Consider the following 22582-nt stretch of genomic DNA (forward strand, 5'->3'; position numbering starts at 1 on the left):
CGGGGTGCGGGCGTATCGGGCCGTGAGCGATGGCAACAAGACCTGCCCTAGCATCGCGGCCCATGCGTGCTTTGCAACTCTTCGCCGGGCCACGCGCACGGCGTGCACTCCAGGAACGCGGCCTGCGGGCCACCGACGTCCGGGTGATGCCGGGTGCCGCCGGCGGGCCGAAAGGTCTGGTGCTCATTCCGCTCGACCGGTTCATTTTCGGGCATTGGCTGCGTGACACGACGGAGACCGTGCACCTTCTGGGCGCATCGATCGGCTCCTGGAGACTGGCTTCGGCCTGCCTGCCCGACGCCGACGGGGCGCTGGCGACTCTGGCCGAGGACTACATCACGCAACACTACGAGCACGAACCGGGCCGGCCGCCGACGAAGCGGCAGGTCAGCGAATCATTCGGACAGACCGTCAACGCACGACTGGGTGTTCGCGCTGACGAGGTGTTGTCGCATCCGCGTTTTCGGCTGCACGTTTTCACGAGTCGCGGCCGCCATGTCCTGCGGCGGGAAGGGCGCTGGCGCACGCCGATCGGCTACGCCGGCGCCTTCGTCGCCAACGCCGCCAGCCGGCGAGCGCTGGGCGGCTGGATCGAGCGGGTCGTCTTCAGCGACCCGCGCGACGCGCTGCCGTTCGCGCTGTCGGACTATCCGAGCCGGGTCTGCGCGCTGACACCGCACAACCTCGCGCCGGCGGTGCTGGCCAGCTGCTCGATCCCGTTCTGGCTCGACGCCGTGCACGACGTGCCGGGTGGCCCGCGCGGCGCCTACTGGGACGGTGGCATCACCGACTACCACCTGCACCTGGGCTACGCGGCGATGACCGACGGCCTGGTGCTGTACCCGCACTTCCAGCCACAGGTCGTGCCCGGCTGGCTGGACAAGGCCTGGAAACGCCGCCATCGCGCGACACCGCTGCTCGACAACGTCGTCGTCCTGGCCCCGACGCCCGAGTGGGTGGCCTCGCTGCCGAACGGCAAGCTGCCCGACCGCGCCGACTTCAAGGCCTACGGCGACGACCTTGCGGGCCGTGTGCGCGTGTGGCGCCGCGCAGTCGACGAGAGCCGCCGCCTGGCCGACGAATTCGCCGAGCTGGTGGCTTCCGGGCGCACGATCGACGCTGCGGCGCTTGCATGAGGGCTAAAATGCCCGTTCCCATCAACCCAACAAGGGCGAGAAAGGCATGACGGTTATGACACCGCGGACTACCCCGTTCACCACCGAGGTCTGAGCCCCGCGCGTCCCGCGATTCCCTTTCTCCGGACAAAGCGCGGCCTGGCTCCGCGCTTTTTCATTTCCCGAGGTTGAACATGATCCAGATCACCCTGCCGGATGGTTCCCGGCGTGAATACCCGGCGCCGCTGACGGTCGCCGACGTCGCCGCCTCGATCGGCGCCGGCCTGGCCAAGGCCGCACTGGCCGGCCGCGTCGACGGCAAGCTGGTCGACACGAGCTATCGCATCGAACGCGACGCGCAGCTCGCGATCGTCACCGAGAAGGACCCCGACGCGCTGGAGCTGATCCGCCACTCGACGGCCCACCTCCTGGCCTACGCGGTCAAGCAGCTGTTCCCCGAGGCCCAGGTGACGATCGGCCCGACGGTCGAAAACGGCTTCTATTACGACTTCGCCTACAAGCGCCCGTTCACGCCGGAAGACCTGGCGGCGATCGAGAAGCGCATGGCCGAACTCGCGGCCAAGAACGAGCCGGTCGTGCGCCGCGTGCTGCCGCGCGACGAGGCCGTGGCCTATTTCAAGGGTCTGGGCGAGGACTACAAGGCCGAGATCATCGGCAGCATCCCGAGCAACGAAGACGTCTCGCTGTACCGCGAAGGCGACTTCGAGGATCTGTGCCGCGGCCCGCACGTGCCGAGCACGGGCCGGCTCAAGCACTTCAAGCTGATGAAGGTGGCCGGAGCCTACTGGCGCGGCGACCAGAACAACGAGCAGCTGCAGCGCATCTACGGCACGGCCTGGGCGACCAAGGACGAGCTGCAGGGCTATCTGCGCATGCTCGAGGAAGCCGAGAAGCGCGACCACCGCAAGCTTGGCCGCGAGCTCGACCTGTTCCACCTCGACGAGCATTCGCCCGGCACGGTGTTCTGGCACCCCAAGGGCTGGACCGTCTGGCAGGAGGTCGAGCAGTACATGCGCCGTGTCTACCGCGACAACGGCTACCAGGAGGTCAAGGGCCCGCAGATCCTGGACAAGGCGCTGTGGGAGAAGACCGGCCACTGGGACAAGTACCGCGAGAACATGTTCACGACGGAATCGGAGAAGCGCGACTACGCGCTGAAACCGATGAACTGTCCCGGCCACATCCTGATCTTCAAGCAGGGCATCAAGAGCTACCGCGACCTGCCGCTGCGCTACGGCGAGTTCGGCCAGTGCCACCGCAACGAGCCCACCGGCGGCCTGCACGGCATCATGCGCGTGCGCGGCTTCACGCAGGACGACGGCCACATCTTCTGCACCGAGGACATGATCCTGGGCGAGTGCGTGGCCTACACGGCGCTGCTGCAGAAGGTCTACGCCGACTTCGGCTTCACCGACATCCTCTACAAGGTCGCCACGCGGCCCGAGAAGCGCATCGGCAGCGACGCCATCTGGGACAAGGCCGAGGAGGCGCTGATCGAGAGCCTGAAGCGCTCGGGCTGCGACTACGTCATTGCCCCGGGCGATGGCGCGTTCTATGGCCCGAAGATCGAGTACACGCTGAAGGACGCGATCGGTCGCCAATGGCAGTGCGGCACGATGCAGGTCGATTTCTCGATGGCCGAGCGGCTGGACGCCGAGTACGTCGCCGAGGACGGCTCGCGCCGCCACCCGGTGATGCTGCACCGCGCGATCGTCGGCAGCCTCGAGCGTTTCATCGGCATCCTGATCGAGCAGCACGCCGGCGCGTTGCCGGTCTGGCTGGCGCCGGTGCAGGCGGTGGTGGCGTCGATCACGGATTCCCAGGCCGATTACGCCGCCGAAGTGGCGAAATCGCTGCAAAAGCAGGGGCTGCGAGTGCACCTGGACCTGCGCAACGAGAAAATCAACTATAAAATCCGCGAGCACTCTGTGCAGAAGGCCCCGTTCATCCTCGTCGTCGGTGACAAGGAGAAGGCAAACGGGGCTGTTGCCGTGCGCGCGAGGGGCAACCTCGATCTCGGCGTGATGCCTCTCGCAGACTTCCAGCAGAAGATCGCCAGCGACATCGCCGCCAAGGTATGAGCCTTGCCCGCGCCGCCCGCACCTACGTCTTGGATTGACGGTCCGTCGCCTTCGGGCCGCTCGAGGAGTTGACACATCGCTACGTTCATGGATCGCCGCACTCCCAACGCGGAGCGCAAGCACAGGCTGAATCGGGAGATCATGGCGCCGCAGGTGCGCTTGAACGGGGTCGACAACGAACCCCTGGGCATCGTCCCGACGATGGAGGCCCTGCGCATGGCTGGCGAGCTGGACGTCGATCTCGTCGAGATCGCGGCCACTGCGGATCCGCCGGTGTGTCGGCTGATGGACTACGGCAAGTTCAAGTACCAGGAGCAGAAGAAGGCTGCCGAAGCCAAGTCCAAGCAGAAGGTCATCGAGGTCAAGGAAGTCAAGTTCCGTCCCGGTACCGACGAAGGCGACTACGCGATCAAGATGCGCAACCTGCGCCGCTTCATCGCGGAGGACGGCGACAAGGGCAAGGTCACGCTGCGTTTCCGCGGCCGCGAGATCACGCACCAGGATATCGGCATGCGTCTCCTGGAGCGCATCCGCGACGAGTTGGCGGACGTGGCGGTCGTCGAGCACATGCCCAAGCTCGAAGGCCGGCAGATGATCATGGTGCTGGCGCCCAAGCGGAAGTGAAGGCGCGGGCCGTTTGAGTTGATGGAATTCCGCCGCCGCGGTCGGTCACCGCGGCGGGGGAGCAGAAGCCGCTGCAGGCCGACAAGCACGCCGGATTCTTCCGGCGACGCCTGCAGGGGTCACTTAGAAGGAGCAGTCATGCCCAAGATGAAGACCAAGAGCAGCGCGAAGAAGCGCTTCCGCGTGCGTCCGGGTGGCACCGTCAAGCGGGGCCAGGCGTTCAAGCGCCACATCCTGACGAAGAAGAGCACGACCCGTAAGCGCCACCTGCGCGGCGCCGCGAACGTGCACGAGACCGACATGGGCCACATCGCCTCGATGCTGCCCTTCGCCGGCCTGTAATCTTCTTACGCACGCACAAGGAGCCACACAATGCCTCGCGTCAAACGCGGTGTAACCGCCCACGCCCGCCACAAGAAGATCCTGGCCCTCGCCAAGGGTTTCCGTGGCCGTCGCAAGAACGTCTTCCGCATCGCCAAGCAGGCGGTGATGAAGGCGGGCCAGTACGCCTACCGCGACCGTCGTACCCGCAAGCGGGTGTTCCGTCAGCTCTGGATCGCGCGTATCAACGCCGCGAGCCGTGAGCTCGGCATCACCTACAGCAAGTTCATGGCCGGCCTGAAGAAGGCGCAGATCGACATCGACCGCAAGGTCCTGGCCGATCTGGCGGTCAAGGACCCGGCGGCCTTCGGCGCCATCGTGGCGAAGGTGAAGGCCCAGCTCGCTTGACCGGCAAGCCCCGGCTCGCCGGGGCATGAGCGTTCCAAAGGCCGTCAGCTTGCAGGCGGCCTTTTTTGTTTTCTCGAGCCGACACCGTGGGCGCCGGCTCTCCGCAGATCCTGCCGACATGAACGACCTCGAATCGCTGGTGCAGGCTGCCGTTGCCGACTTCGGCGCGGCGCCCAACCCGGCCGAACTGGAGAACGCCAAGGCGCGCTACCTCGGCAAGAGCGGTCGCGTGACCGAGCTGCTGAAGGGCATGGCCGCCTTGCCGCCCGAGCAGAAGAAGACGCTCGGCGCCGAGATCAACCAGGCCAAGGCCCGCATCGAGACCGAGCTGACGGCCGCGCGCGAGCGCCTGGCCGAAGCCGAACTCGCCGCGCAGCTGCGCGCCGAGGCGCTGGACGTCACGCTGCCCGGCCGCGGGCGTTCGGTCGGCGGGCTGCACCCGGTCAGCCGCGTCATCGAGCGCATCGAGCAGATCTTCGGTTCGATGGGCTTCGACGTCGCCGAGGGTCCCGAGATCGAGACCGACTGGATGAGCTTCACCGCGCTGAACAACCCGGAGAACCATCCGGCGCGTTCGATGCAGGACACCTTCTACGTCGACCTGAAGGACGAGCAGGGCCGCTGGCTGAACCTGCGTCCGCACACCAGCCCGATGCAGGTGCGCTACGCACGTGCCCACGCCGCCAAGCACGCTGCCGATCTGGCTGCCGGCAAGAGCATCCCCGAGATCCGCGTCGTCGCCCCCGGCCGCACCTACCGCGTCGACAGCGACGCCACGCACTCGCCGATGTTCCACCAGTGCGAAGGCCTGTGGATCGGCGAGAACGTCAGCTTCAAGGACCTGAAGTTCGTCTTCTCGGAGTTCATCCGCCAGTTCTTCGAGACCGACGACTTCGACGTGCGCTTCCGGCCGTCGTTCTTCCCGTTCACCGAACCGTCGGCCGAGATCGACATCGCCTTCCGTAGCGGCCCGCTGGCCGGGCGCTGGCTCGAGGTCGCCGGCTCCGGCCAGGTGCACCCGAACGTCGTGCGCAACTTCGGCCTCGACCCCGAGCGCCACATCGGCTTCGCCTTCGGCATGGGCCCGGACCGCCTGGCCATGCTGCGCTACGGCGTGCCCGACCTGCGCCTGTTCTTCGACAACGACCTGCGCTTCCTTTCCCAGTTCCGCTGACCCGACGAGAGCCGCATGCAGTTCCCAGAATCCTGGTTGCGCGAGTTCTGCAACCCCCCGCTCGGCACGCAACAGCTCGCTGACCTGCTGACCATGTCCGGCCTCGAGGTCGAGAGCCTGGCGCCGGTGGCGCCGCCGTTCAGCGGCATCGTCGTCGCCGAGATCCTCGAAGCCGAGCCGCACCCTCAGGCCGACCGCCTGCGCGTCTGCAAGGTGTCCATCGGCGCCGCCGAGCCGCTGCAGATCGTCTGCGGCGCGCCCAATGCGCGCGCCGGCCTGAAGGCGCCGCTGGCCACCGTCGGCGCGGTCCTGCCGCCCGGCGAGGACGGCAAGCCGTTCAAGATCGGCGTCGGCAAGCTGCGCGGCGTGCAGAGCTTCGGCATGCTGTGCTCGGCGCGCGAACTGAAGATCGCCGACGAGCACGGCGGCCTGCTCGAACTGCCGGCCGACGCGCCGGTGGGCACCGACATCCGCGAGTACCTGAAGCTCGACGACACCGTCTTCACGCTGAAGCTGACGCCCAACCTGGCGCACGCACTGAGCGTCTACGGCATCGCGCGCGAGGTCTCGGCGCTGACCGGCACGCCGCTGGTGACGCCGGCCATCGCGCCGGTCGTGCCGGCGCACGACCAGCGCCTGCCGGTCGAGGTGCAGGCCGCCGACCTGTGCGGCCGCTTCTCCGGCCGCGTCGTGCGCGGCGTCGACACGAAGGCCAGGACGCCGCAGTGGATGGTCGACCGCCTGGCGCGCTGCGGCCAGCGCAGCGTCAGCGCGCTGGTCGACATCTCGAACTACGTGATGTTCGAGTTCGGCCGCCCGTCGCACATCTTCGACCTCGACAAGATCCACGAGAAGCTGGTCGTGCGCTGGGGCCGCGAAGGCGAGACGCTGAAGCTGCTCAATGGCAACACGATCACCGTGGATGCCAAGGTCGGCGTCATCGCCGACGCGGTGCAGGTCGAGTCGCTGGCCGGCATCATGGGCGGCGACGCCACCGCGGTGTCCGACGACACGAAGAACGTCTACGTCGAGGCCGCGTTCTGGTGGCCCGAGGCGGTGCAGGGCCGTTCGCGGCGCTACAACTTCAGCACCGATGCCGGCCACCGTTTCGAGCGTGGCGTCGACCCGGCGCTGACCGTCGAGCACATCGAGCGCATCACGCAGCTGATCATCGACATCTGCGGCGGCGAAGCCGGCCCGATGGACGACCAGACGCTGGCGTTGCCGAAGGCCGAGCCGGTGACGCTGCGTGTCGAGCGTGCCGCCAAGGTCACCGGCCTGCCGCTGACGCAGCCGCAGTGCGCCGAGGTCTTCCGCCGCCTGGGACTGCAGTTCAGCGAGGAAGCCGGCCGCCTGACCGTGACGCCGCCGAGCTGGCGCTTCGACCTGAAGATCGAGGAAGACCTGATCGAGGAGGTCGTGCGTGTCGTCGGCTACGACAAGCTGCCCGCGACGCCGCCGCAGGCGCCGGTGACGGCGCGCGTGCGCCCCGAGGCGCGCCGCAGCGCGTCGGCGCTGCAGCGTGCGGTCGCCGCACTCGACTACCAGGAGACGATCAACTTCAGCTTCGTCGAGGAGCGCTGGGAGCGCGAGCTGGCCGGCAATGCCGACCCGATCAAGGTGCTGAACCCGATCGCCGCGCCGCTGGCGGTGATGCGCTCGAGCCTCGTCGGCAGCCTGGTGGCCGTGCTGCGCGGCAACCTGGCGCGCAAGGCGACGCGTGTGCGCGTCTTCGAGCTCGGCCGCGTGTTCCGCCGCGACCCGGCGGCCGTGGACGGCCCGCTGGCGGTCGCTGGCGTCGCCCAGCCGCTGCGCGTGGCCGGCCTGGCCTACGGCGGCGTCGTGCCGCTGCAGTGGGGCCAGAAGGAGCGCCTGGTCGACTTCTTCGACGTCAAGGCCGACGTCGAGGCGCTGTTCGCGCCGCGCAAGCCGGTCTTCGTCGCCGCCGAGCACCCGGCGCTGCACCCGGGGCGCTGCGCGCGCATCGAGGTCGACGGCCGCGCCGTCGGTTACGTCGGCGAACTGCACCCGAAGTGGCGGCAGGCCTACGAACTGCCGCAGGCGCCGGTGGTCTTCGAACTCGAGGCTGCGGCGCTGCTCGAGCGCCCGCTGCCGAACGTCGAACCGCTGTCGCGCCAGCAGTCCGTCTGGCGCGATCTGGCGCTGGTGGTGGGCGAGGGCGTTCGCCACGATGCGCTGATCGCCGCGCTGCGTGCCGACGCCCTGGTGCGTCAGGCGACGCTGTTCGACCTGTACAAGCCGGCTCAGCCGGGTGGCGGTCTGGCCGCGGGCGAACGCAGCCTGGCCGTGCGCCTGGAACTGCTGGACCCGGCCGCGACACTGACCGAGGAGCGCATCGAAGCGGCCGTCACCGCCGCCGTCGAGCGCGTGCAGGCCGCCTGCGGCGCGCGTCTTCGCACCTGAGCCCTAGCCGAGATCCGACATGACCGACACCGCACCGAAGGAACGCGTCATCCTGCCGTCGCTGGAGACGCCGACCCTCACGAAGGCCGAGCTCGCCGACCTGCTGTTCGACCGTCTGGGCCTGAACAAGCGCGAGTCCAAGGACATGGTCGAAGCCTTCTTCGAGATCGTGCACGGCACGCTCGTCGAAGGCGACGACGTCAAGCTCTCGGGCTTCGGCAACTTCAACATCCGCCGCAAGGCGCCGCGCCCGGGCCGCAACCCGCGCACCGGCGAGCTCATCCCGATCAAGGCGCGCAACGTCGTCACCTTCCACGCGAGTCACAAGTTGAAGGCGATCGTGCAGGGCGACACGCCGGCCGAGGGGGACTTCGAGTAAAGTCTCGATCCCGCGTCGATCCTGTTGTTTTCAATGGAGAAAACGCTCCCCTCCATCCCTGCCAAACGCTACTTCACGATCGGTGAGGTGAGCGAGCTGTGCGGCGTCAAGCCGTATGTGCTGCGGTACTGGGAACAGGAGTTCACGCAGCTCAAGCCGATGAAGCGGCGGGGCAACCGCCGCTATTACCAGCATCACGAGGTGCTGCTGATCCGGCGCATCCGCGAGCTGCTTTACGACCAGGGCTTCACGATCAGCGGCGCACGCAACCGGCTGGCCGACGGCCATCCGGCAGCGCGTGCCGCCGCGCTCGACGCCATCGACGGCTCGGTGCCGGCGGAGTTCGAGGGCGCCGCCGATCCGGCGGCCGAGGCGGTCGACTCCGAGCTCGCGACGGCTGCGGACTGGTCGGACGGGGTGTCGCATCTGCGGGCCGAACTGCTGTCGATCCGCGAGTTGCTGACGCCATGATTCACAAGCGCATTCCCTGAGGTATACTGCAGGGCTTCGTCGGGGTGTAGCGCAGCCTGGTAGCGCACTTGCATGGGGTGCAAGGGGTCGCGAGTTCGAATCCCGCCATCCCGACCATTGATAAGCCGAGGCCCGGTATCGCAAGATACCGGGCCTTTTGCTTGGGCCGCCAGTTGTGCCGCGTCTTTCCATTCGCGCCGGTGCGGCCTTGCGCTCGATTTGGACGATTGACGATGCCGATCTACGAATACGCCTGCCAGGACTGCGGCCAGCGCTTCGAGACGCTGGTGCGCTCGGACACTGTTCCCGAATGCCCGCACTGCCACTCGACGGCGCTGGACAAACAGCTGTCGGTTTTCGCCGCGGGCAAGTCCGAAGCCCATGCGCCCGCACCGATGCCGAACCCGTGCGCCGGCTGCGGCCGCGCTGGCGGCCCGGGTTCCTGCGCCTTCGACTGAGCCCGGCCGCCGCAGGCGGGCGGCTCAGGCCCCTCGTCGCAATCCGCCGCCCCTGAGCCGCGGGGTGCTCCTCCTCTGGCAGCGCCCCGTCACCAGACGTCGGGCGGCGCCGGCGCGCGTCTGCGGGTCATACCTGCAAAGGTTTGGAGGACCGGAAACGGCGTTCCGCTGGTGGAATTCGTCTCACTGAATTGGCAGCCGCAAGGCTTAATCGGGAGACGATCATGTGGGACATCATTGCTGAAATCCTGGGCTTCCCTCGCACCGGCGGCCTCTGATTGATTATTGAATTGCGGTGCTGACCCGATGGAATTCGGCGGGATTTCGCTCCCGGCGCCATCGGTTTTCAGCGCGCAATGTTTTCTGCGCCCGGCAAGTGCTGGTGATCACGACCCGGGCCTTCGATGCGGGAGCGTTCGTCCCTCCAGCGCACTCGCGTCAGGCGTCGCCCGTCATGGGCGACGCCTCTTTTTTCGCCAACCGGGAGGCTCTCGCGTGCCGAGGCCTCAGAGCAGCCCGATCTCCATGGCTTTCAGCACCGCGCTGTGCTTGCTGGAGACCTCGAGCTTCGTCATCGCATTGCGAAGATGAAACACCACCGTGTGCTCGCTCATCGACAGGATCTGGCCGATCGCCCAGGCCGACTTGCCCTCGCGGGTCCATTGCAGCACCTCGCGTTCGCGCGGCGTGAGCTTCGGACGCTTCGGGAGGCTGTCGAGCTTCGGCATCATCACCCGCGCCGCAGTCTCCTGGGCGTGCACCGCCAGCAGCTGCAGGTCGGCCATCAGGCGCATCAGTTCGCGCTCGTCGGCCGGCAATGCCTGTTCGCGGTCGACGCCGAACAGGAACTGGCGGCCGCCGGGCATGTGCAGCGACATCGAGATGCCGGTGCGGAACCCGTAGCGCGCCTGCGTTTCCCAGAGGTCGCCGGCGCCGGCCTCGACGTACGTCGTCTGGTCGTACACGAAGGGCACGCTCGCGGTGCGCAGGCGCTGCAGCACCGGGTCGCGCCGCGAGTCCGCCTCGTCCATCGACGCCTCGGCGAAGTCCGACGGCAGGTTGCTCAGGCGCGAGACGATGGACGGCTGCGACGGGCGCTTGATCATCAGCACGGCCTGGACGATCTGGAAGTCGAGATTCTGGGCAAAGCTCACGAGCCGCGACTTGAACGTCGCGTGATCGCTCGCGGTGCCAATGTCCAGAAAATCCCGGTATCTCATCGCCGTGACCAACATGCCGACCGCGGCGCATCGTCGCGCCCTTGCCGGCGAATTCCTTTGCAGATCGTCATCTAATGGGCACCGTTTGCGTCGAACCCTGGATGATCCGGATGTGGCCCATCCGTGAATGGTACATGCCGGACGACCCCGCCGAATGGCCGGCGTGGTGGCACATGGGAACTCGGGTGCGCGCGCCGCGTGACGAGCAGGGCCGCTGGCAAGGCGACACCGTGTGGGCTGCCACGCTCGAAGGCGTCGAGGTGGCCGCGACATGGAGCTGGACCGAACTGCGGCCCGGCGTGGTGGTGCTCAGCGATCCCAACGGGATCGAGTCCAACCTGCGCTGCGTCGGCGCGACCGCGCCGGCCGAAGAGGGGCTGTCGGCGATGGTCGCCCTCAACCGCCTGGCACACGAACTGCCGTGGTGCGAAACCGTGTGCACCATCCTGCGCATGGTGCGCCACCACTCGCCGGCGAAGGCCGAGCCGGCGCGTGTGCGATCGCCCCGGCGCCAGCGCGCATCCGTCGCCTGCTGAGCCGCGGCCCACACGCTCCGTTCGCCTCATTCCGGCGCGAACAGACGGCCTCGCGGTCCCCAGCGCTGCGGCGTCAGCCCGCGGCAGTCTCCGCCGCCTGAGCCGAGGCGCGCACCAGCAGCCGCTTGCGCACCAGCTGCACGTGGCTGCGCAGGTCGTACAGCTCGCCCGTGTAGGCCAGCGGCAGGCCGATACGGGCGATCTGCGCGTCGATGCGGTCGAGCTCGGCGTGCAGGCGGCCAAACTCCGCATCCGGCCGCTCGATGGCCTGCTCGAGCTCCCGCAGATTGGCGTACCAGCGGTAGACGCGCGAGCGGAAGCGCATCGCCAGCAGCGGCGGCAGCACGCGCGACAAGGGGATCAGTGCCGCGGCCAGCGGCAGCAGCACGATCCACATGCGGTCGACGAAGCTTGCGAACCAGAACGGGAAGTAGCGCTGCAGCCAGGGCGGGCCGCTGCGCGCGAATCGCTCGGCCTCCGGCGCCAGCGGCCACTCGGCACTGGCCGCCTGCGGGAACTCGTTGGGTGCGTGCAGCCAGCCGGCACCTCCATGCGCCTGGCGGGCGGCCTGTACCAGCAGTTGAACCAGCGCCGGGTGCAGGTCCTGCCGGGCCACCAGCGAGGCGCTGGTGGCCACCAGGTGCAGGTCGTGCGGCGGCTGGTCGTGCGCCAGGTCGACGACGCCTCGCGGCAGCGCCAGCGCGTGCAGGAACGGGAACCGACGGGCGTAGGCCTGGGCCTGCTCGAAGTCCATCAGCCGCACGCCGGGTGCGCGCAGCAGGTACTGCACCAGCGGCGCATCGGCGGCCGAGACCATCGCCAGCGCGTCGGCCCGGCCCTCGACGAGCTCGACGACGCCGAACACGGTCGGCCGGTGCTCGAGCCGCATCGCTCTTGGGTCGACGCCGTTGGCGGCCAGGATCTGCCGCCACAGCGGCGCCGTGCCGCCGCCTTGCGGGCCGACCTCGACGCGCCAGCCGGCCATCTGCGCCACGCGGTTCGGCCCCCTTGGCCCGAAACCCCGCGCACTGGCCTCGCGGTAGAACACCCACAGCGGCTCGTGCGCGATCGTGCCCAGCGACTGCAGCGTGTCGGAGTCCCGGTCAACGATCTCGTCGACGCCGCCTTGCACGAACGCCACCTGCACGCCGGAGGCCGGATCGCGCAGCAGCCGGAGGTTGTCGGCCGAGCCGCCGGTGGGCCGGATCTCGACCTCGACACCGTGCGCGCGCAGCAGCGGGACGTAACGCCGCGCGAACTCCTCGTAAGCGCCTTGTGCCGGCCCGCTGGCCATGACGATGCGGCGCTCGGGCGTCGGCTCCAGCCAGCGGTAGGCCACCCAGGCCGCCGCCACGGCCGCCACCGCCAGGGCCAGCGAGGCCCAGGCCGACAACTGCAGCAGCGCGTCACGCCAGCGCAGCGCGAGCGGGCGGGCCAGCGGTGCGCGCGGGGAAGGGGGGCCGGAGTCCATCGGGCACGACGATAACGGAGAGAAGATCGGGCTGCTTTCCGTCACATGGCATCGTCTCTCGTGTTCCGGCAGGCGGACGCACGCAGGACTCAGGGAAAGTGACTAGTGTTTGTCGCAACCACATGCCCGTCCGGCATTCGTGATTAGGATTGGCGCATGACGGAACGCAGTACCGGACCTGCGCCCGCCTCGGAGCCGTCACCGCGGGACGCTGGCAAGTCGATCTCGCCCCGGTGGAGCGGCACCCTGCGCGCGGCACTCTGGCTTCTTGGCCCAGCAGACCGCCTGGCACGCCTGTGGTACGCGCTGCGCAGCGCTGCGGTGCGCCGGCGCTCGGTCGTCTTGCCGCTGCAGATGGGCGTCTCGGCCTGTGCAGGCGGCGTCGCGATGGCGCCCTGCACGATGCCGGCCGTGGTGTCCGCCGGGCGCCATGGCGCACCGGCGCCCGCCGGGCGCTCGCAGCCCGAGGTGATGCGCCTGATCGAGTCCGTGCTGCTGCCCGGCCTCGTGGCCTGGCACCAGTCGCTGCCGGCTGTTGTCGACGAGCGCCGGGCCATCGAACTGGCCCGCCGCCTGGTGGGGCCCACCGGCACCGGCGTGCGAGAGCTGCTTTGCGAGCACTACGCCGGCCACGGTTCACTGCACCGCCTGTTCACCGGGCTCGTCGAGCCGGCGGCTCGCCGCCTGGGTGATCTGTGGTCGTCCGACGACTGCACCGAGAGCGAGGTCACCATCGGGCTGTGCCGGCTGCTGTCGGAGCTGCGCCAGCTCGACGGCTGCGGCTCGCGCGTCGCCGGCCATGCCGGCCGTGCCGCGCTGGTCGTGCCTTTGCCCGGCGAGCCCCACATGCTCGGCGCCGCGCTCGACGCGGAGTCGCTCTGGCAGGCCGGCTGGCTGCCGCAGTCCGAGTACCCGGAAACCGACGACGCCCTGCAGACCCTGGTTGCCGCGCGCCACTACGACGTGCTCTGCATCTCGCTGAGCCCGTCGTTCCGTCGCTCGCACCGGCTCGACCGCCTGGCGCAGTTCATCTCCCGGGCCCGTGCCGTGTCGCTCAACCCGAACTTGGTCGTCGTCGTTAGCGGGCGGGCCTTCCACGAGGACCGCAGCGCGGCGCGCCGCGTCGGCGCCGACGGCAGCAGCCGCTGGGCCTCGCGCTTCGAGCTGCTGCACTGACTCCGGCGGCCGCGCCGGCCGGGATCACCCGCAGCGCCGCAGCTGCGCGTCGGGCAGCTCGGCCAGTGGCCGCCAGCCCAAGGTCCGTGCCTCGTCCAGCATCGCGCCGGGCACATCGACGACCAGGATGCGGCCGTCTGACAGGCCGCACATCGCCGCGCGGATGCGCCCATCGTGGCCGCAGCGCGGTGCGGTCGCCTGCACGCCGGCAGCCGCCAGGCGCTGCAGCGCGGCGTCCATCGGATCGGCCGCGGCCGGCTCGCACTGCCGCGTGCCCGCGGAAAGAAAGACGCTCACGCGCTCGCCATCGGCCGATGCGCAGCCGCCGCCCAGCGTCGAAACCAGCACCAGGCCGATGACGGCCCGCCTCTGGCGGCGGGCGCTGCGAACAGGATCGTTCATCGGCCCATGCTCGCGCCGGGCGCGCCCCGGGTCAAGCGCGGCCTCAGTGGCGCGAGAAGAGGTCACGCAGCTTGCACAGCAGCCGCGTCACGTCCGGTCGGGTGTCGGGCAGCGGGTCGCCCGCGATCAGGCGCTCGAGCGCGCGGCGCGGGTCCGACTCGCCGGTGCGCACGACCTCCGCGCCCCAGCTGGCCATGTGACGCACGAAGCCGTCACCGGCACTGCCCACGACCAGCATCTCGCAGCCGCGCAGCGGATGCGGGCCGTCGTCCCTGAAGTGATGCGGAAGCTGCTCCCGGCTCAGCTCGAGGGTCTGCGGCTGCGGCAGCGGCTGGCCGGCGCGGCATTCGTAGACGAGCCAGTGGCGACACTGGCCGGCGTGGCCGGCGATGCGGCCGGCGTTCTCGTCGACGGCGACAGCGATGCGCATGGCGCGGCGGGCCTCAGCGTGCCGGTGCGGCCGGCGTCGCCACCCGCGCCTGCAGCGGCGCAGGCGCGGCGGCCTGGACGACGGGGACCGACCGATCGTGGACGGCGAGCGGGGGCAAGAAGCGGTTCATGGCGTCAGCGGTCACCAGGATGAGTCCTTATACCAGAGCGTTGCTGCGCTGCAGCATGTTCCATGCGTGGCACCGTGACGGTCGTGCTCGACACGGTCCGCGCCGGATGCAGCACGCCCAGGCCGCTCACGTCACTGTCACGCAGCGCCGGCTCAATGAGCGGCAGGTCGCAATCGACCGCCTGGCGGGCGGCCGACGCGTCGGCGAAACGGCGTCAAGGCAGGTCGGCATTCGGGGTCATGCGCACGCGGGGCCAAGACCGCGCCTGCGGCCAAGGCGCCCTGTGCCGCCTGCGGCGTCATTCACGAGAGGGAACGTGCAGATCGTCTACGTCACCGAAACCTATCCGCCCGAAGTCAACGGCGTCGCGCTGACGACCGCGCGCACCGTGGCCCACCTCCGGGCCGCAGGCCACCCGGTGCATCTGGTGCGCCCGCGCCAGCGTGGCGAGGCGGCACGCGACGACGCCGACGAATGGCGCTGTGCCGGCGCGCCGATCCCGATGTATCCCGAGCTGCGCTGGGGACTGGCGACACGGGCCGCGTTGCGTCGGCGCTGGCGTCGGATCGCGCCGGCACTGGTGCATGTCGCGACACCCGGGCCGCTGGCGCACGCCGCGCTGGCCGCCGCCCGCGCCGAGGGCATCCCGACCAGTGCCGACTTCCGCACCAACTTCCACGCCTACGGCCGGCACTACGGGCTGGGCTGGCTGGAGCCGCTGGTGATGGCCTGGCTGCGGCGTCTGCACGAGCGCGCCGACTGCAGCTTCGTGCCGACCGCCGCGCTGGCGGCCGAGCTCGCGGCAGCCGGCTTCCGGCGGCTGGCGGTCAGCGGCCGCGGCGTCGACGCCCGGCGTTTCGATCCGGCGCGGCGCGACGACAGGCTGCGTGCCGCCTGGGGCGCCGCCGCCGCCGACCCGGTGCTGTTGCACGTCGGCCGGCTGGCGGCGGAGAAGAACGTCGCGCTGGCGCTGCGCTGCTGGGAGCGGCTGCGCGCCGCCCGGCCGGGGCTGCGCATGGTCGTCGTCGGCGACGGCCCGCAGCGCCCGAGCCTGCAGCGCCGTCACCCCGAGGCGTGTTTCGTCGGCCAGCGCACCGGCGAGGAGCTCGCGCGTCACTACGCCAGCGCCGACGCCTTCGCCTTCCCGAGCCTGACCGACACCTTCGGCAACGTGACGCTGGAAGCCCTGGCCAGCGGGCTGGCGCTCGCCGCCTTCGACACCGCCGCCGCCGCGGTGCACGTGGTCGACGGCGACAACGGCTGCCTGGCGCCGCCGGGCGACGAAGCCGGCTTCGAGGCCGCACTGGCCCGTGCGCTGGCGCAGGCCCGGCCCGGCTCGGCCCTGCGCCGCCGGGCCCGCGAGAGCGCTGTCGCGGCCGACTGGCCTCTCGTGCTGCAGCGTTTCGAGCAGGTCTTGTGCGCGGTGGCCGAGCGCCGCGGCGCAGGGCGGCTGGGCGATGCCGCTCCGGCCTGATCTCTCGCGCCGGCACGGCGCCGCGTCCGGCCTGCCACCAGCGGAACCGGGGCCATCTGCAGCGACGCAGTATCGATGCATGCGCCTCCCGTTCCAGACCCTGGCCCTGATTCAGGCCCCGATGGCCGGCGTACAGGACGAGTGCCTGGCGCTGGCTGCCGCCGACGCCGGCGCGATCGGCTCGCTGGCAGCGGCGATGCTGCCGCTGCCAGCGCTCGAGCAGTCGCTGCAGCGGCTGCGTGACGCCGGCCGGCCATACAACGTCAACTTCTTCGCCCACGTGCCGCCGCCGCCCGCGGCGGCGTTCGACCGCCGCTGGCTGGCCGCGTTGGCGCCGTACTACGACGAACTGGGCCTGCCGCCGCCCGGGCCCGGTGCGGCAGTGGCCAGCCGACAACCCTTCGGCGCCGAGGCCGCGGAGCTGCTGGAGGCCGTGCGTCCGCCGATCGTCAGCTTCCACTTCGGCCTGCCCGAGCCGGCCTTGCTGGCGCGCGTGCACCGCTGGGGCGCCTTCGTGCTGGCTTCGGCGACGACGCTGGACGAGGCGTTGTGGCTGCAGGCTCGCGGCGTCGACGCCGTCATCGCCCAGGGGCTGGAGGCCGGCGGCCACCGCGGCCACTTCCTCGACCCGGACCCGGCGCGCCAGCTCGACACTGCGACGCTGGTCTCGGCGCTGGTGGCGCGGCTGGACGTGCCGGTCATCGCCGCCGGCGGCATCGCCGACGCGGCCGGCGTGCGTGCGGCGATGGAGCGCGGCGCCGCGGCCGTGCAGTGCGGCACCGCCTTCCTGCTCTGCGACGAGGCCCGCACCTCGGCGCTGCACCGCGCCCGGCTGCGCGAGCCGTCGGAGCCAACGGTGCTGACCAACCTGTTCTCCGGCGGCCTGGCGCGCGGGCTCGTCAACCGGGCGATGCGCGAGCTGGGCCCGCTGAGCGCGGTGGCGCCGCCGTTCCCGCTGGCGTCGGCGGCGCTGGCGCCGCTGCGTGAACGTGCCGAGGCGCTGGGCCGCGACGACTTCACGCCGCTGTGGTCGGGCACGCGCCGCGACGGCTGCCGCGAAGCGCCCGCGGCCGAGGTCGTCAAGGCCCTGGCCGCCGGCTTCGACGCCTGAGCGCGCCGCGCCCCGGCCTCGGCGCGAAGCCCCCCGCATCGGTCCGGGCACTGCGATTGCCAGATGATGGAGACAGGAGCTGCCGGTGATGAACCCCGTCGTCTGGCTTGCCGTCGGCGGGGGCGCCCGCAGGATCACGCGCTCCGACGCGCAGCAGGGCCTGTTCCTCCACGCCGTCGGCGGCGTCATCGGCGCGGCGTTGGCGGTCTGGCTGCTGTCGCCGCAGGTCGGCATCGGCGAGCCCAGCCTTGGCGCGCTCCTCGTTTCGCTGGCCGGCGCGGTCATCGTGCCGACCCTCGTCAACCTGTTCCGTCGCGGCACGCCGCGTTGACTGGAGATCCCCGATGACTTCGACTCCCGACGACACCCCCCGCGCTGCCGCCGCCGCCACGGCCGGCAGCCCCGACGGCCGCGTCCAGCAGGACGAACTGCTGCAGCGCGTGGTGCAGGGCGCGCACGAGACCATCGACCGGCTGGCCGATCGTGCCGCGCCGCACGTCGGCCGGCTGCACGACGGCGTGCACGACGCCCAGGAGCGCCTGCACGCCAAGGCCGATGCCTTGCGCGAGACCGGCGACGAGTGGACCGAGAGCCTGCGCGAGACGGTGCGCGAGCACCCGATCGCCGCGATCGCCACCGCGCTGGCCGTCGGTGTGCTGATCGCGCGCCTGACGCGCTGAGCGGCGCCGATGGACGACGCCCGCGGCGCAGCACCGGGCGGCGAGGGCGGGGCCGATGCGGCCTCGTCCCCGCCGCCGCCCCAGGGCTGGCTGGACACGCTGCAGTCGTTGCTTCAGGAACTGCCCGGCCTGGTCAGCGACCGGGTCGAGCTGCTGTCGCTCGAGCTGGTGCGCGCCGGCCGTGCGCTGGCGCAGATCCTGATGCTGGTCGTGGCGGTCGCGGTGCTGGCCGTCACCGGCTGGCTGGCGCTGTGGGCCGGCGCCACCGTCGCGCTGCTCGAAGCCGGCCTGCACTGGGCCTGGGCACTGGCCCTGGTGCTGGCGCTGAATCTGGCGGCGGCGCTGCTGGCGCTGCGGCGCATCCGCCGTCTGGTGCCGCTGCTGCAACTGCCGCGCACGCGGCGTCACCTGACGCTGACGCCGACGTCCCCGCCGCGCCAGGCCAACCCGGACCCTGCCGATGAACGTGCTGCCGCCTGACGCCGACCTGGACGCGCGCATCGAGGCGGCCGAGGCGGCGCTGATCGCGCGTCAGCGGCGGCTGGTCGCCGGCGCCGAGACGCTGGGCCGGCGTGCGCGCCGCGCGGCCAGCCCGTGGCGCCTGGCGGCCTCGGGGCTGGCCGTGCTGCTCGCCGGAACAGCGCTGTGGCGCGTGCTGAAGACGGGGCCTGCCACCGTTCCGCCGTCCGCCCGCGTGCCGCCGCCCGTGGGTGGCGACGCCGCCGCGCTGCCCTGGGCCAGCCTGCTGGGGCTGCTGTGGCCGCTGCTGCCGGCACGCTGGCGCGACCGCACCAGCCCCGCCACGGCGGCTGCCGTGCTCGGAGTCGGCGTGCCGCTGCTGCAGAAGTGGATGCAGCCGCCGGCCTGGCCGCCGCTGGCCACCGTCGAGCACGTCGATCTGGCGCGCTACGCCGGCACCTGGCACGAGGTGGCGCGGCTGGGCTCGCGGCGCGCTGCCGCGGGCGTCGGCTCGCCGCAGGTGCACTACATCCTGTCCGGCGACGGGCTGCGGGTCGAGAACCGCGGCCGTGGGGCCGACGGCCGCGAGCGTGTCGCCCGCGGCGTGGTGCGCGTGGTGCCGGGCAGCGGCAATGCCCGGCTGGAGCAGAACTTCCTGCCGTCCTGGCTGCACGCGCTGCCGCTGGGCTGGGCCGACTGCCGCATCCTCGCGCTGGATCGCGGCTACACGGTGGCGCTGCTCGGCCACCCGAGCCGGGAGTCGCTGTGGCTGCTGTCGCGCACGCCGTCGGTTGCGCCGCAGACGCTGCAGGCCCTGCTGGACATCGCGCGCAGCGAAGGCTTCGCCGTCGAGCGGCTGCACCTGCATCTCCCGCCGGAGGACGGAGCCGCCGACCCGGGCGGCGACGCCGCGACGCGCACACCGGGCCGCGTCTGACGACGCGAACAGCGGGGGCACCGCGTTCCCCCGCGGCGGTCACACCGTCAGGCGTGCGGGCTCGCGCCTCGTCGCGCCTGCTCCAAGGCCGGGTGCGCGCTGCACACGGCTTCGTCCTACGCCACCGTGCCTTGCCGCCCGACCTGCACCCGCCGGGTGGCGGCGTACGGTTGTCGTCATGGGGCAGCCTTCCCGGCGGCCCGTCACGAGGATGGCGACGAGCCTGTACGACCGCCCGATGCCGGCCGGCTCGACCCCGCCCTCGCACCAGGAGGTGTCCGATGAACCCGATGTCCCCCTTGATCGCCGCGCTGGCCGTGGCCGCCGGCAGCGCCGTCGCCCAGGAGCCGCTGGCCGAGCCGGCCCGCGTGCCGCCCGGCGTGCGCCTGGTGCCGGTGGCCGCTCCCGAGGCGCCGTCACGCGCGGCCGTGCGCGACGAGTACCTGCGTGCGCGCGCCGATGGCACGCTGACCCCCGACGGCGAAGCCGGCGACACGCCGGCGGTGCTGGCGGCGCGTGAACAGGCGCACCGGCAGCAGCATGCCGCCTGGGACGCCGTGCCCGACCGCCTGGCGGCGCTGGCTGCGGCCCGGGCGGCCGCGACCCGGATGTCCGGCCCGGCGGCGGTGGACGGCGCCGACGTCTACGAGATGCAGGACGAGCGCGGCGAGCTGGTCGGCTTCCTCTTCGTCGTCGAGTGAGACGCTGGTGCGGGCGGGCAGGCCGCTGGCCCGACGCTGCCGCGGCTTGTGCCAGGGCAAGCACACGGCCGTCGGAAGGGGCAGAATGCGGGTTGGCAATCATACCCCGCCCCGTATCATGACCGACTCCTATCGCGACCTCACCGCCTCGATCTCGGCCTCGCTGGCCAAGCTGCGCGCCGACATTCCCGACACCACGCGGGGCTTCTCCGCCCTGGCCATGGCGGCCACGAAGAGCGGCACGCTGGACAAGAAGACCAAGGAACTGATCGCGATGGCGCTGTCGGTCGGCGCACGCTGCGATCCCTGTGTCGGCTTTCACGCCGACGCGCTGGTCAAGCTCGGCTGCACGCGTGCCGAGTTCGAGGAGATGCTGGGGCTGTGCGTCTACATGGGCGGCGGGCCTTCGCTGATGTACGCGGCCAAGGCCCTGCAGGCCTACGAGGAGTTCGGCGGCGAACGTGCGGCGCCCGCCGCCTGAGACCGCGGCGGCACGGCTGCCGATAACATCGGCGCCATGACTGTCCGCGTCCCGTGCCGCCGCCGCGGCCCGTTCCGCGCCGGGGCAGGGGGCCGCTGATGCAGGTCACCGCCAACGGCATCGCCATCGAAGTCGACGACCGCGGCCCGCCCGACGGCACGCCGCTGGTGCTCGTGATGGGGCTGGGCATGCAGCTCACGGCCTGGCCCGAGGAGTTCGTGCAGCAGTTCGTCGAGCGGGGCTTTCGCGTCGTGCGCTTCGACAACCGCGATGCCGGCCTGAGCCAGGGTTTCGACGCGCTGGGCGTGCCCAACCTCGCGTTCGCCGGCATCCGCTACGCGCTGCACCTGCCGTCACGCTCGCCGTACCGGCTGGCCGACATGGCGGCCGACACGCTGGGCGTGATGGACGCGCTGGGACTGGCTTCTGCGCACCTGTGCGGCGCCTCGATGGGCGGCATGATCGCCCAGCACATCGCCGCGCGTCGCCCGGAGCGCGTGCGCAGCCTGGCGCTGATGATGACGACCTCGGGCGCGCGCGGCCTGCCGCAGCCGACGCTGCGCGCGCGCCAGGCGCTGCTCGCTCGCCCGGCGGACAACTCGCGCGCCGCGATCGTCGCCCACCTGGAGCGCGTGATGCAGCGCATCGGCAGCCCGGGCTACCCGCCCGACCCGGCGGTGATGCGCCGCCGCTTCGAGGAAGCCGTCGACCGCGCCTGGCGCCCGGCCGGCACGGCGCGCCAGATCGCCGCCGTCATCGCCGACGGCGACCGCACGCCGATGCTCGGTGCGATCCGCGCGCCGACCGTCGTGCTGCACGGCCGCGCCGACCCGCTGGTGCCGCCGGCGGCGGCGCACGACCTGGGCGTCAAGATCCGCGGCGCGCAGGTCGAGATCGTCGACGGCATGGGCCACGACCTGCCGGCCGAACTGCTGCCGCGTTTTGCCGACACGATCGAAGCCAATACACGCCGGGCCTGAGACCGGCTTCTTGCCGTCCGGTCGCTGGTGACAATCGCTCGCGGAGGACCTTGGGGAGGCCGCTCTTGGAAGTGCGAGACAAGCACCACGTCCACATCGTGGGCCGCGCCGGCGCGGCCCGGAGCCTCGTGTTCGCGCACGGTTTCGGCACCGATCAGCGCGCCTGGGACACGATCTGGCCCGCATTCGCCGACGAGTTCCGCATCGTGCTGTACGACCACGTCGGCGCCGGCCGTTCGGACCCGGCGGCCTTCGAGCAGCATCGTTACCTGACGATGGACGGCTACGCGCGTGACCTCAACATGCTGCTCGACGAACTGGCGCTGAAGGACGTCGTGCTGGTCGGCCATTCGATGGGCGCCACGGCCTCCATGCTCGCCGCGATCGCGCGTCCGGAGCAGTTTGCGCGCCTGGCCTGCATTGGCGCGTCGGCGCGTTACCTCGACGAGCCCGGCTACCACGGCGGCTTCAGCGAGGCCGACCTGAACGCGCTGTACCGCGCGGTGACGATCGGCCGCGACGCCTGGGCCGAACAGTTCGCGCCGGTGGCGATGGGCAACCGCGACCGGCCCGAACTCGCCGAGCACTTCGCCCGGGCGATCAAGAGCGTGCCGGCCGACGCGATCCTGACCGTGCTGTGCTCGATCTTCCAGTGCGACTACCGCCAGACCCTGCAGCGCCTGCAGCGCCCGACGCTGCTGCTGCAGACACGAGCCGACGCCGCCGTGCCGCTGGAGGCGGCCGAGTTCCTGCACCGCACGATCGCCGGCAGCACGCTGCGTGTCATCGATGCCGAAGGTCATCTGCCGCACATGAGCGCCCCGGAGTGCGTGATCGAGGCCCTGCAGGACTTCGTGCGCGCGCCGGGCTGAGACAATCGCCGGCTGCGCCGCCCGGCGCGCGAGCCCTGCGATGTCT

At 71.2% G+C, this 22582-nt stretch carries 26 protein-coding genes and 1 tRNA gene; 23 read left to right on the forward strand and 4 right to left on the reverse strand.

The window, feature by feature from the left end; genetic code table 11:
• Positions 1-62 precede the first annotated feature (62 nt).
• The 11 genes from G5B56_RS18345 to G5B56_RS18395 all read left to right on the forward strand — a co-directional run bounded on the left by G5B56_RS18345 (position 63) and on the right by G5B56_RS18395 (position 9476).
• Positions 63-1136: a hypothetical protein gene (locus G5B56_RS18345; protein WP_009856978.1), complete on the forward strand. Its 1074-nt coding sequence runs from the start codon at positions 63-65 to the stop codon at positions 1134-1136.
• A gap of 173 nt (positions 1137-1309) precedes the next feature.
• A complete protein-coding gene (gene thrS, locus G5B56_RS18350) occupies positions 1310-3217 on the forward strand; it encodes a threonine--tRNA ligase (protein WP_164964178.1) in 1908 nt (635 codons plus the stop codon).
• 87 nt (positions 3218-3304) lie between these two features.
• A complete protein-coding gene (infC, locus tag G5B56_RS18355) occupies positions 3305-3841 on the forward strand; it encodes a translation initiation factor IF-3 (protein WP_081467610.1) in 537 nt (178 codons plus the stop codon).
• A gap of 138 nt (positions 3842-3979) precedes the next feature.
• Positions 3980-4183: a 50S ribosomal protein L35 gene (rpmI, locus tag G5B56_RS18360; RefSeq protein WP_009856975.1), complete on the forward strand. Its 204-nt coding sequence runs from the start codon at positions 3980-3982 to the stop codon at positions 4181-4183.
• A 30-nt stretch (positions 4184-4213) separates the two neighbouring features.
• Positions 4214-4570 (forward strand): 50S ribosomal protein L20, encoded by a 357-nt coding sequence (gene rplT, locus G5B56_RS18365; protein WP_009856974.1) that lies wholly within the window; start codon positions 4214-4216, stop codon positions 4568-4570.
• 118 nt (positions 4571-4688) lie between these two features.
• Positions 4689-5744: a phenylalanine--tRNA ligase subunit alpha gene (pheS, locus tag G5B56_RS18370; protein ID WP_009856973.1), complete on the forward strand. Its 1056-nt coding sequence runs from the start codon at positions 4689-4691 to the stop codon at positions 5742-5744.
• 15 nt (positions 5745-5759) lie between these two features.
• Positions 5760-8168 (forward strand): phenylalanine--tRNA ligase subunit beta, encoded by a 2409-nt coding sequence (gene pheT / locus G5B56_RS18375; protein WP_164964179.1) that lies wholly within the window; start codon positions 5760-5762, stop codon positions 8166-8168.
• A gap of 19 nt (positions 8169-8187) precedes the next feature.
• Complete coding sequence (locus G5B56_RS18380) at positions 8188-8547, forward strand: integration host factor subunit alpha (RefSeq protein WP_014428661.1); 360 nt, start codon at positions 8188-8190, stop codon at positions 8545-8547.
• A 33-nt stretch (positions 8548-8580) separates the two neighbouring features.
• On the forward strand, positions 8581-9018 hold the full coding sequence (locus G5B56_RS18385) for a MerR family transcriptional regulator (protein ID WP_009856970.1): 438 nt from the start codon (positions 8581-8583) through the stop codon (positions 9016-9018).
• Between the two features lie 40 nt (positions 9019-9058).
• Positions 9059-9135, forward strand: a tRNA-Pro gene (locus tag G5B56_RS18390).
• A 116-nt stretch (positions 9136-9251) separates the two neighbouring features.
• Positions 9252-9476 (forward strand): zinc ribbon domain-containing protein, encoded by a 225-nt coding sequence (locus G5B56_RS18395; protein ID WP_009856969.1) that lies wholly within the window; start codon positions 9252-9254, stop codon positions 9474-9476.
• A 506-nt stretch (positions 9477-9982) separates the two neighbouring features.
• On the opposite strand, the gene G5B56_RS18400 is transcribed toward G5B56_RS18395, so the two are convergent.
• Positions 9983-10711, reverse strand: coding sequence for an autoinducer binding domain-containing protein (locus G5B56_RS18400; protein ID WP_164964180.1), 729 nt, complete (start codon positions 10709-10711; stop codon positions 9983-9985).
• A gap of 119 nt (positions 10712-10830) precedes the next feature.
• On the opposite strand from G5B56_RS18400, the gene G5B56_RS18405 reads away from it, so the two are divergent.
• Complete coding sequence (locus tag G5B56_RS18405) at positions 10831-11232, forward strand: hypothetical protein (protein WP_206023550.1); 402 nt, start codon at positions 10831-10833, stop codon at positions 11230-11232.
• A 73-nt stretch (positions 11233-11305) separates the two neighbouring features.
• Here G5B56_RS18405 and G5B56_RS18410 read toward each other — a convergent pair whose 3' ends face one another.
• Entirely contained in the window at positions 11306-12703 is a 1398-nt protein-coding gene (locus G5B56_RS18410) for a TAXI family TRAP transporter solute-binding subunit (protein WP_081666886.1), read from the reverse strand.
• 321 nt (positions 12704-13024) lie between these two features.
• Here G5B56_RS18410 and G5B56_RS18415 point away from each other — a divergent pair, with 321 nt between their 5' ends.
• Positions 13025-13879, forward strand: coding sequence for a photosynthesis regulator (locus G5B56_RS18415; protein WP_240920847.1), 855 nt, complete (start codon positions 13025-13027; stop codon positions 13877-13879).
• A gap of 24 nt (positions 13880-13903) precedes the next feature.
• On the opposite strand, the gene G5B56_RS18420 is transcribed toward G5B56_RS18415, so the two are convergent.
• Together G5B56_RS18420 and G5B56_RS18425 are read right to left on the reverse strand one after the other, a co-directional pair.
• Positions 13904-14281: a hypothetical protein gene (locus G5B56_RS18420; RefSeq protein ID WP_164964181.1), complete on the reverse strand. Its 378-nt coding sequence runs from the start codon at positions 14279-14281 to the stop codon at positions 13904-13906.
• 43 nt (positions 14282-14324) lie between these two features.
• Positions 14325-14711, reverse strand: coding sequence for a hypothetical protein (locus tag G5B56_RS18425; protein WP_164964182.1), 387 nt, complete (start codon positions 14709-14711; stop codon positions 14325-14327).
• 446 nt (positions 14712-15157) lie between these two features.
• Here G5B56_RS18425 and G5B56_RS18430 point away from each other — a divergent pair, with 446 nt between their 5' ends.
• The 10 genes from G5B56_RS18430 (at position 15158) to G5B56_RS18475 (ending at position 22536) form a co-directional block, all read left to right on the forward strand.
• The gene (locus G5B56_RS18430; protein ID WP_164964183.1) at positions 15158-16315 is read left to right on the forward strand and encodes a glycosyltransferase; all 1158 of its coding nucleotides are present in this window, start codon (positions 15158-15160) and stop codon (positions 16313-16315) included.
• 79 nt (positions 16316-16394) lie between these two features.
• Positions 16395-17426, forward strand: coding sequence for a nitronate monooxygenase family protein (locus G5B56_RS18435; protein ID WP_164964184.1), 1032 nt, complete (start codon positions 16395-16397; stop codon positions 17424-17426).
• 88 nt (positions 17427-17514) lie between these two features.
• Positions 17515-17757, forward strand: a complete 243-nt coding sequence (locus tag G5B56_RS18440; RefSeq protein ID WP_164964185.1) for a GlsB/YeaQ/YmgE family stress response membrane protein — start codon at positions 17515-17517, stop codon at positions 17755-17757.
• Positions 17758-17770: 13 nt separating this feature from the next.
• Positions 17771-18106 carry a YqjD family protein gene (locus tag G5B56_RS18445; RefSeq protein ID WP_164964186.1) on the forward strand — a complete coding sequence of 112 codons (336 nt, stop codon included), beginning with the start codon at positions 17771-17773 and terminating at the stop codon, positions 18104-18106.
• Positions 18107-18115: 9 nt separating this feature from the next.
• Entirely contained in the window at positions 18116-18586 is a 471-nt protein-coding gene (locus G5B56_RS18450) for a phage holin family protein (protein WP_164964187.1), read from the forward strand.
• The gene (locus tag G5B56_RS18455) at positions 18567-19502 is read left to right on the forward strand and encodes a lipocalin family protein (RefSeq protein ID WP_164964188.1); all 936 of its coding nucleotides are present in this window, start codon (positions 18567-18569) and stop codon (positions 19500-19502) included. Before G5B56_RS18450 ends, G5B56_RS18455 begins: the two co-directional genes overlap by 20 nt.
• Before the next feature lie 281 nt (positions 19503-19783).
• The gene (locus tag G5B56_RS18460; RefSeq protein ID WP_164964189.1) at positions 19784-20203 is read left to right on the forward strand and encodes a hypothetical protein; all 420 of its coding nucleotides are present in this window, start codon (positions 19784-19786) and stop codon (positions 20201-20203) included.
• A gap of 118 nt (positions 20204-20321) precedes the next feature.
• Positions 20322-20684: a carboxymuconolactone decarboxylase family protein gene (locus tag G5B56_RS18465; RefSeq protein ID WP_009856955.1), complete on the forward strand. Its 363-nt coding sequence runs from the start codon at positions 20322-20324 to the stop codon at positions 20682-20684.
• A gap of 98 nt (positions 20685-20782) precedes the next feature.
• Entirely contained in the window at positions 20783-21664 is an 882-nt protein-coding gene (locus G5B56_RS18470; protein WP_164964190.1) for an alpha/beta fold hydrolase, read from the forward strand.
• 71 nt (positions 21665-21735) lie between these two features.
• On the forward strand, positions 21736-22536 hold the full coding sequence (locus tag G5B56_RS18475; RefSeq protein WP_240920852.1) for an alpha/beta fold hydrolase: 801 nt from the start codon (positions 21736-21738) through the stop codon (positions 22534-22536).
• Positions 22537-22582: the final 46 nt, after the last annotated feature.

This window comes from Rubrivivax sp. JA1026, assembly GCF_011065555.1.
Lineage (GTDB): Bacteria > Pseudomonadota > Gammaproteobacteria > Burkholderiales > Burkholderiaceae_C > Rubrivivax > Rubrivivax benzoatilyticus.

Coding starts and splice junctions, on each gene's coding strand:
- G5B56_RS18450 (WP_164964187.1), top strand. CDS start 18,116: ATGGACGACGCCCGCGGCGCAGCACCGGGCGGCGAGGGCGGGGCCGAT.
- G5B56_RS18345 (WP_009856978.1), top strand. CDS start 63: ATGCGTGCTTTGCAACTCTTCGCCGGGCCACGCGCACGGCGTGCACTC.
- G5B56_RS18465 (WP_009856955.1), top strand. CDS start 20,322: ATGACCGACTCCTATCGCGACCTCACCGCCTCGATCTCGGCCTCGCTG.
- G5B56_RS18380 (WP_014428661.1), top strand. CDS start 8,188: ATGACCGACACCGCACCGAAGGAACGCGTCATCCTGCCGTCGCTGGAG.
- pheS (WP_009856973.1), top strand. CDS start 4,689: ATGAACGACCTCGAATCGCTGGTGCAGGCTGCCGTTGCCGACTTCGGC.
- G5B56_RS18425 (WP_164964182.1), bottom strand. CDS start 14,711: ATGCGCATCGCTGTCGCCGTCGACGAGAACGCCGGCCGCATCGCCGGC.
- G5B56_RS18470 (WP_164964190.1), top strand. CDS start 20,783: ATGCAGGTCACCGCCAACGGCATCGCCATCGAAGTCGACGACCGCGGC.
- infC (WP_081467610.1), top strand. CDS start 3,305: ATGGATCGCCGCACTCCCAACGCGGAGCGCAAGCACAGGCTGAATCGG.
- rplT (WP_009856974.1), top strand. CDS start 4,214: ATGCCTCGCGTCAAACGCGGTGTAACCGCCCACGCCCGCCACAAGAAG.
- G5B56_RS18395 (WP_009856969.1), top strand. CDS start 9,252: ATGCCGATCTACGAATACGCCTGCCAGGACTGCGGCCAGCGCTTCGAG.
- thrS (WP_164964178.1), top strand. CDS start 1,310: ATGATCCAGATCACCCTGCCGGATGGTTCCCGGCGTGAATACCCGGCG.
- G5B56_RS18460 (WP_164964189.1), top strand. CDS start 19,784: ATGAACCCGATGTCCCCCTTGATCGCCGCGCTGGCCGTGGCCGCCGGC.
- rpmI (WP_009856975.1), top strand. CDS start 3,980: ATGCCCAAGATGAAGACCAAGAGCAGCGCGAAGAAGCGCTTCCGCGTG.
- G5B56_RS18405 (WP_206023550.1), top strand. CDS start 10,831: ATGCCGGACGACCCCGCCGAATGGCCGGCGTGGTGGCACATGGGAACT.
- G5B56_RS18435 (WP_164964184.1), top strand. CDS start 16,395: ATGCGCCTCCCGTTCCAGACCCTGGCCCTGATTCAGGCCCCGATGGCC.
- G5B56_RS18440 (WP_164964185.1), top strand. CDS start 17,515: ATGAACCCCGTCGTCTGGCTTGCCGTCGGCGGGGGCGCCCGCAGGATC.
- G5B56_RS18445 (WP_164964186.1), top strand. CDS start 17,771: ATGACTTCGACTCCCGACGACACCCCCCGCGCTGCCGCCGCCGCCACG.
- pheT (WP_164964179.1), top strand. CDS start 5,760: ATGCAGTTCCCAGAATCCTGGTTGCGCGAGTTCTGCAACCCCCCGCTC.
- G5B56_RS18385 (WP_009856970.1), top strand. CDS start 8,581: ATGGAGAAAACGCTCCCCTCCATCCCTGCCAAACGCTACTTCACGATC.
- G5B56_RS18455 (WP_164964188.1), top strand. CDS start 18,567: ATGAACGTGCTGCCGCCTGACGCCGACCTGGACGCGCGCATCGAGGCG.
- G5B56_RS18420 (WP_164964181.1), bottom strand. CDS start 14,281: ATGAACGATCCTGTTCGCAGCGCCCGCCGCCAGAGGCGGGCCGTCATC.
- G5B56_RS18410 (WP_081666886.1), bottom strand. CDS start 12,703: ATGGACTCCGGCCCCCCTTCCCCGCGCGCACCGCTGGCCCGCCCGCTC.
- G5B56_RS18400 (WP_164964180.1), bottom strand. CDS start 10,711: ATGTTGGTCACGGCGATGAGATACCGGGATTTTCTGGACATTGGCACC.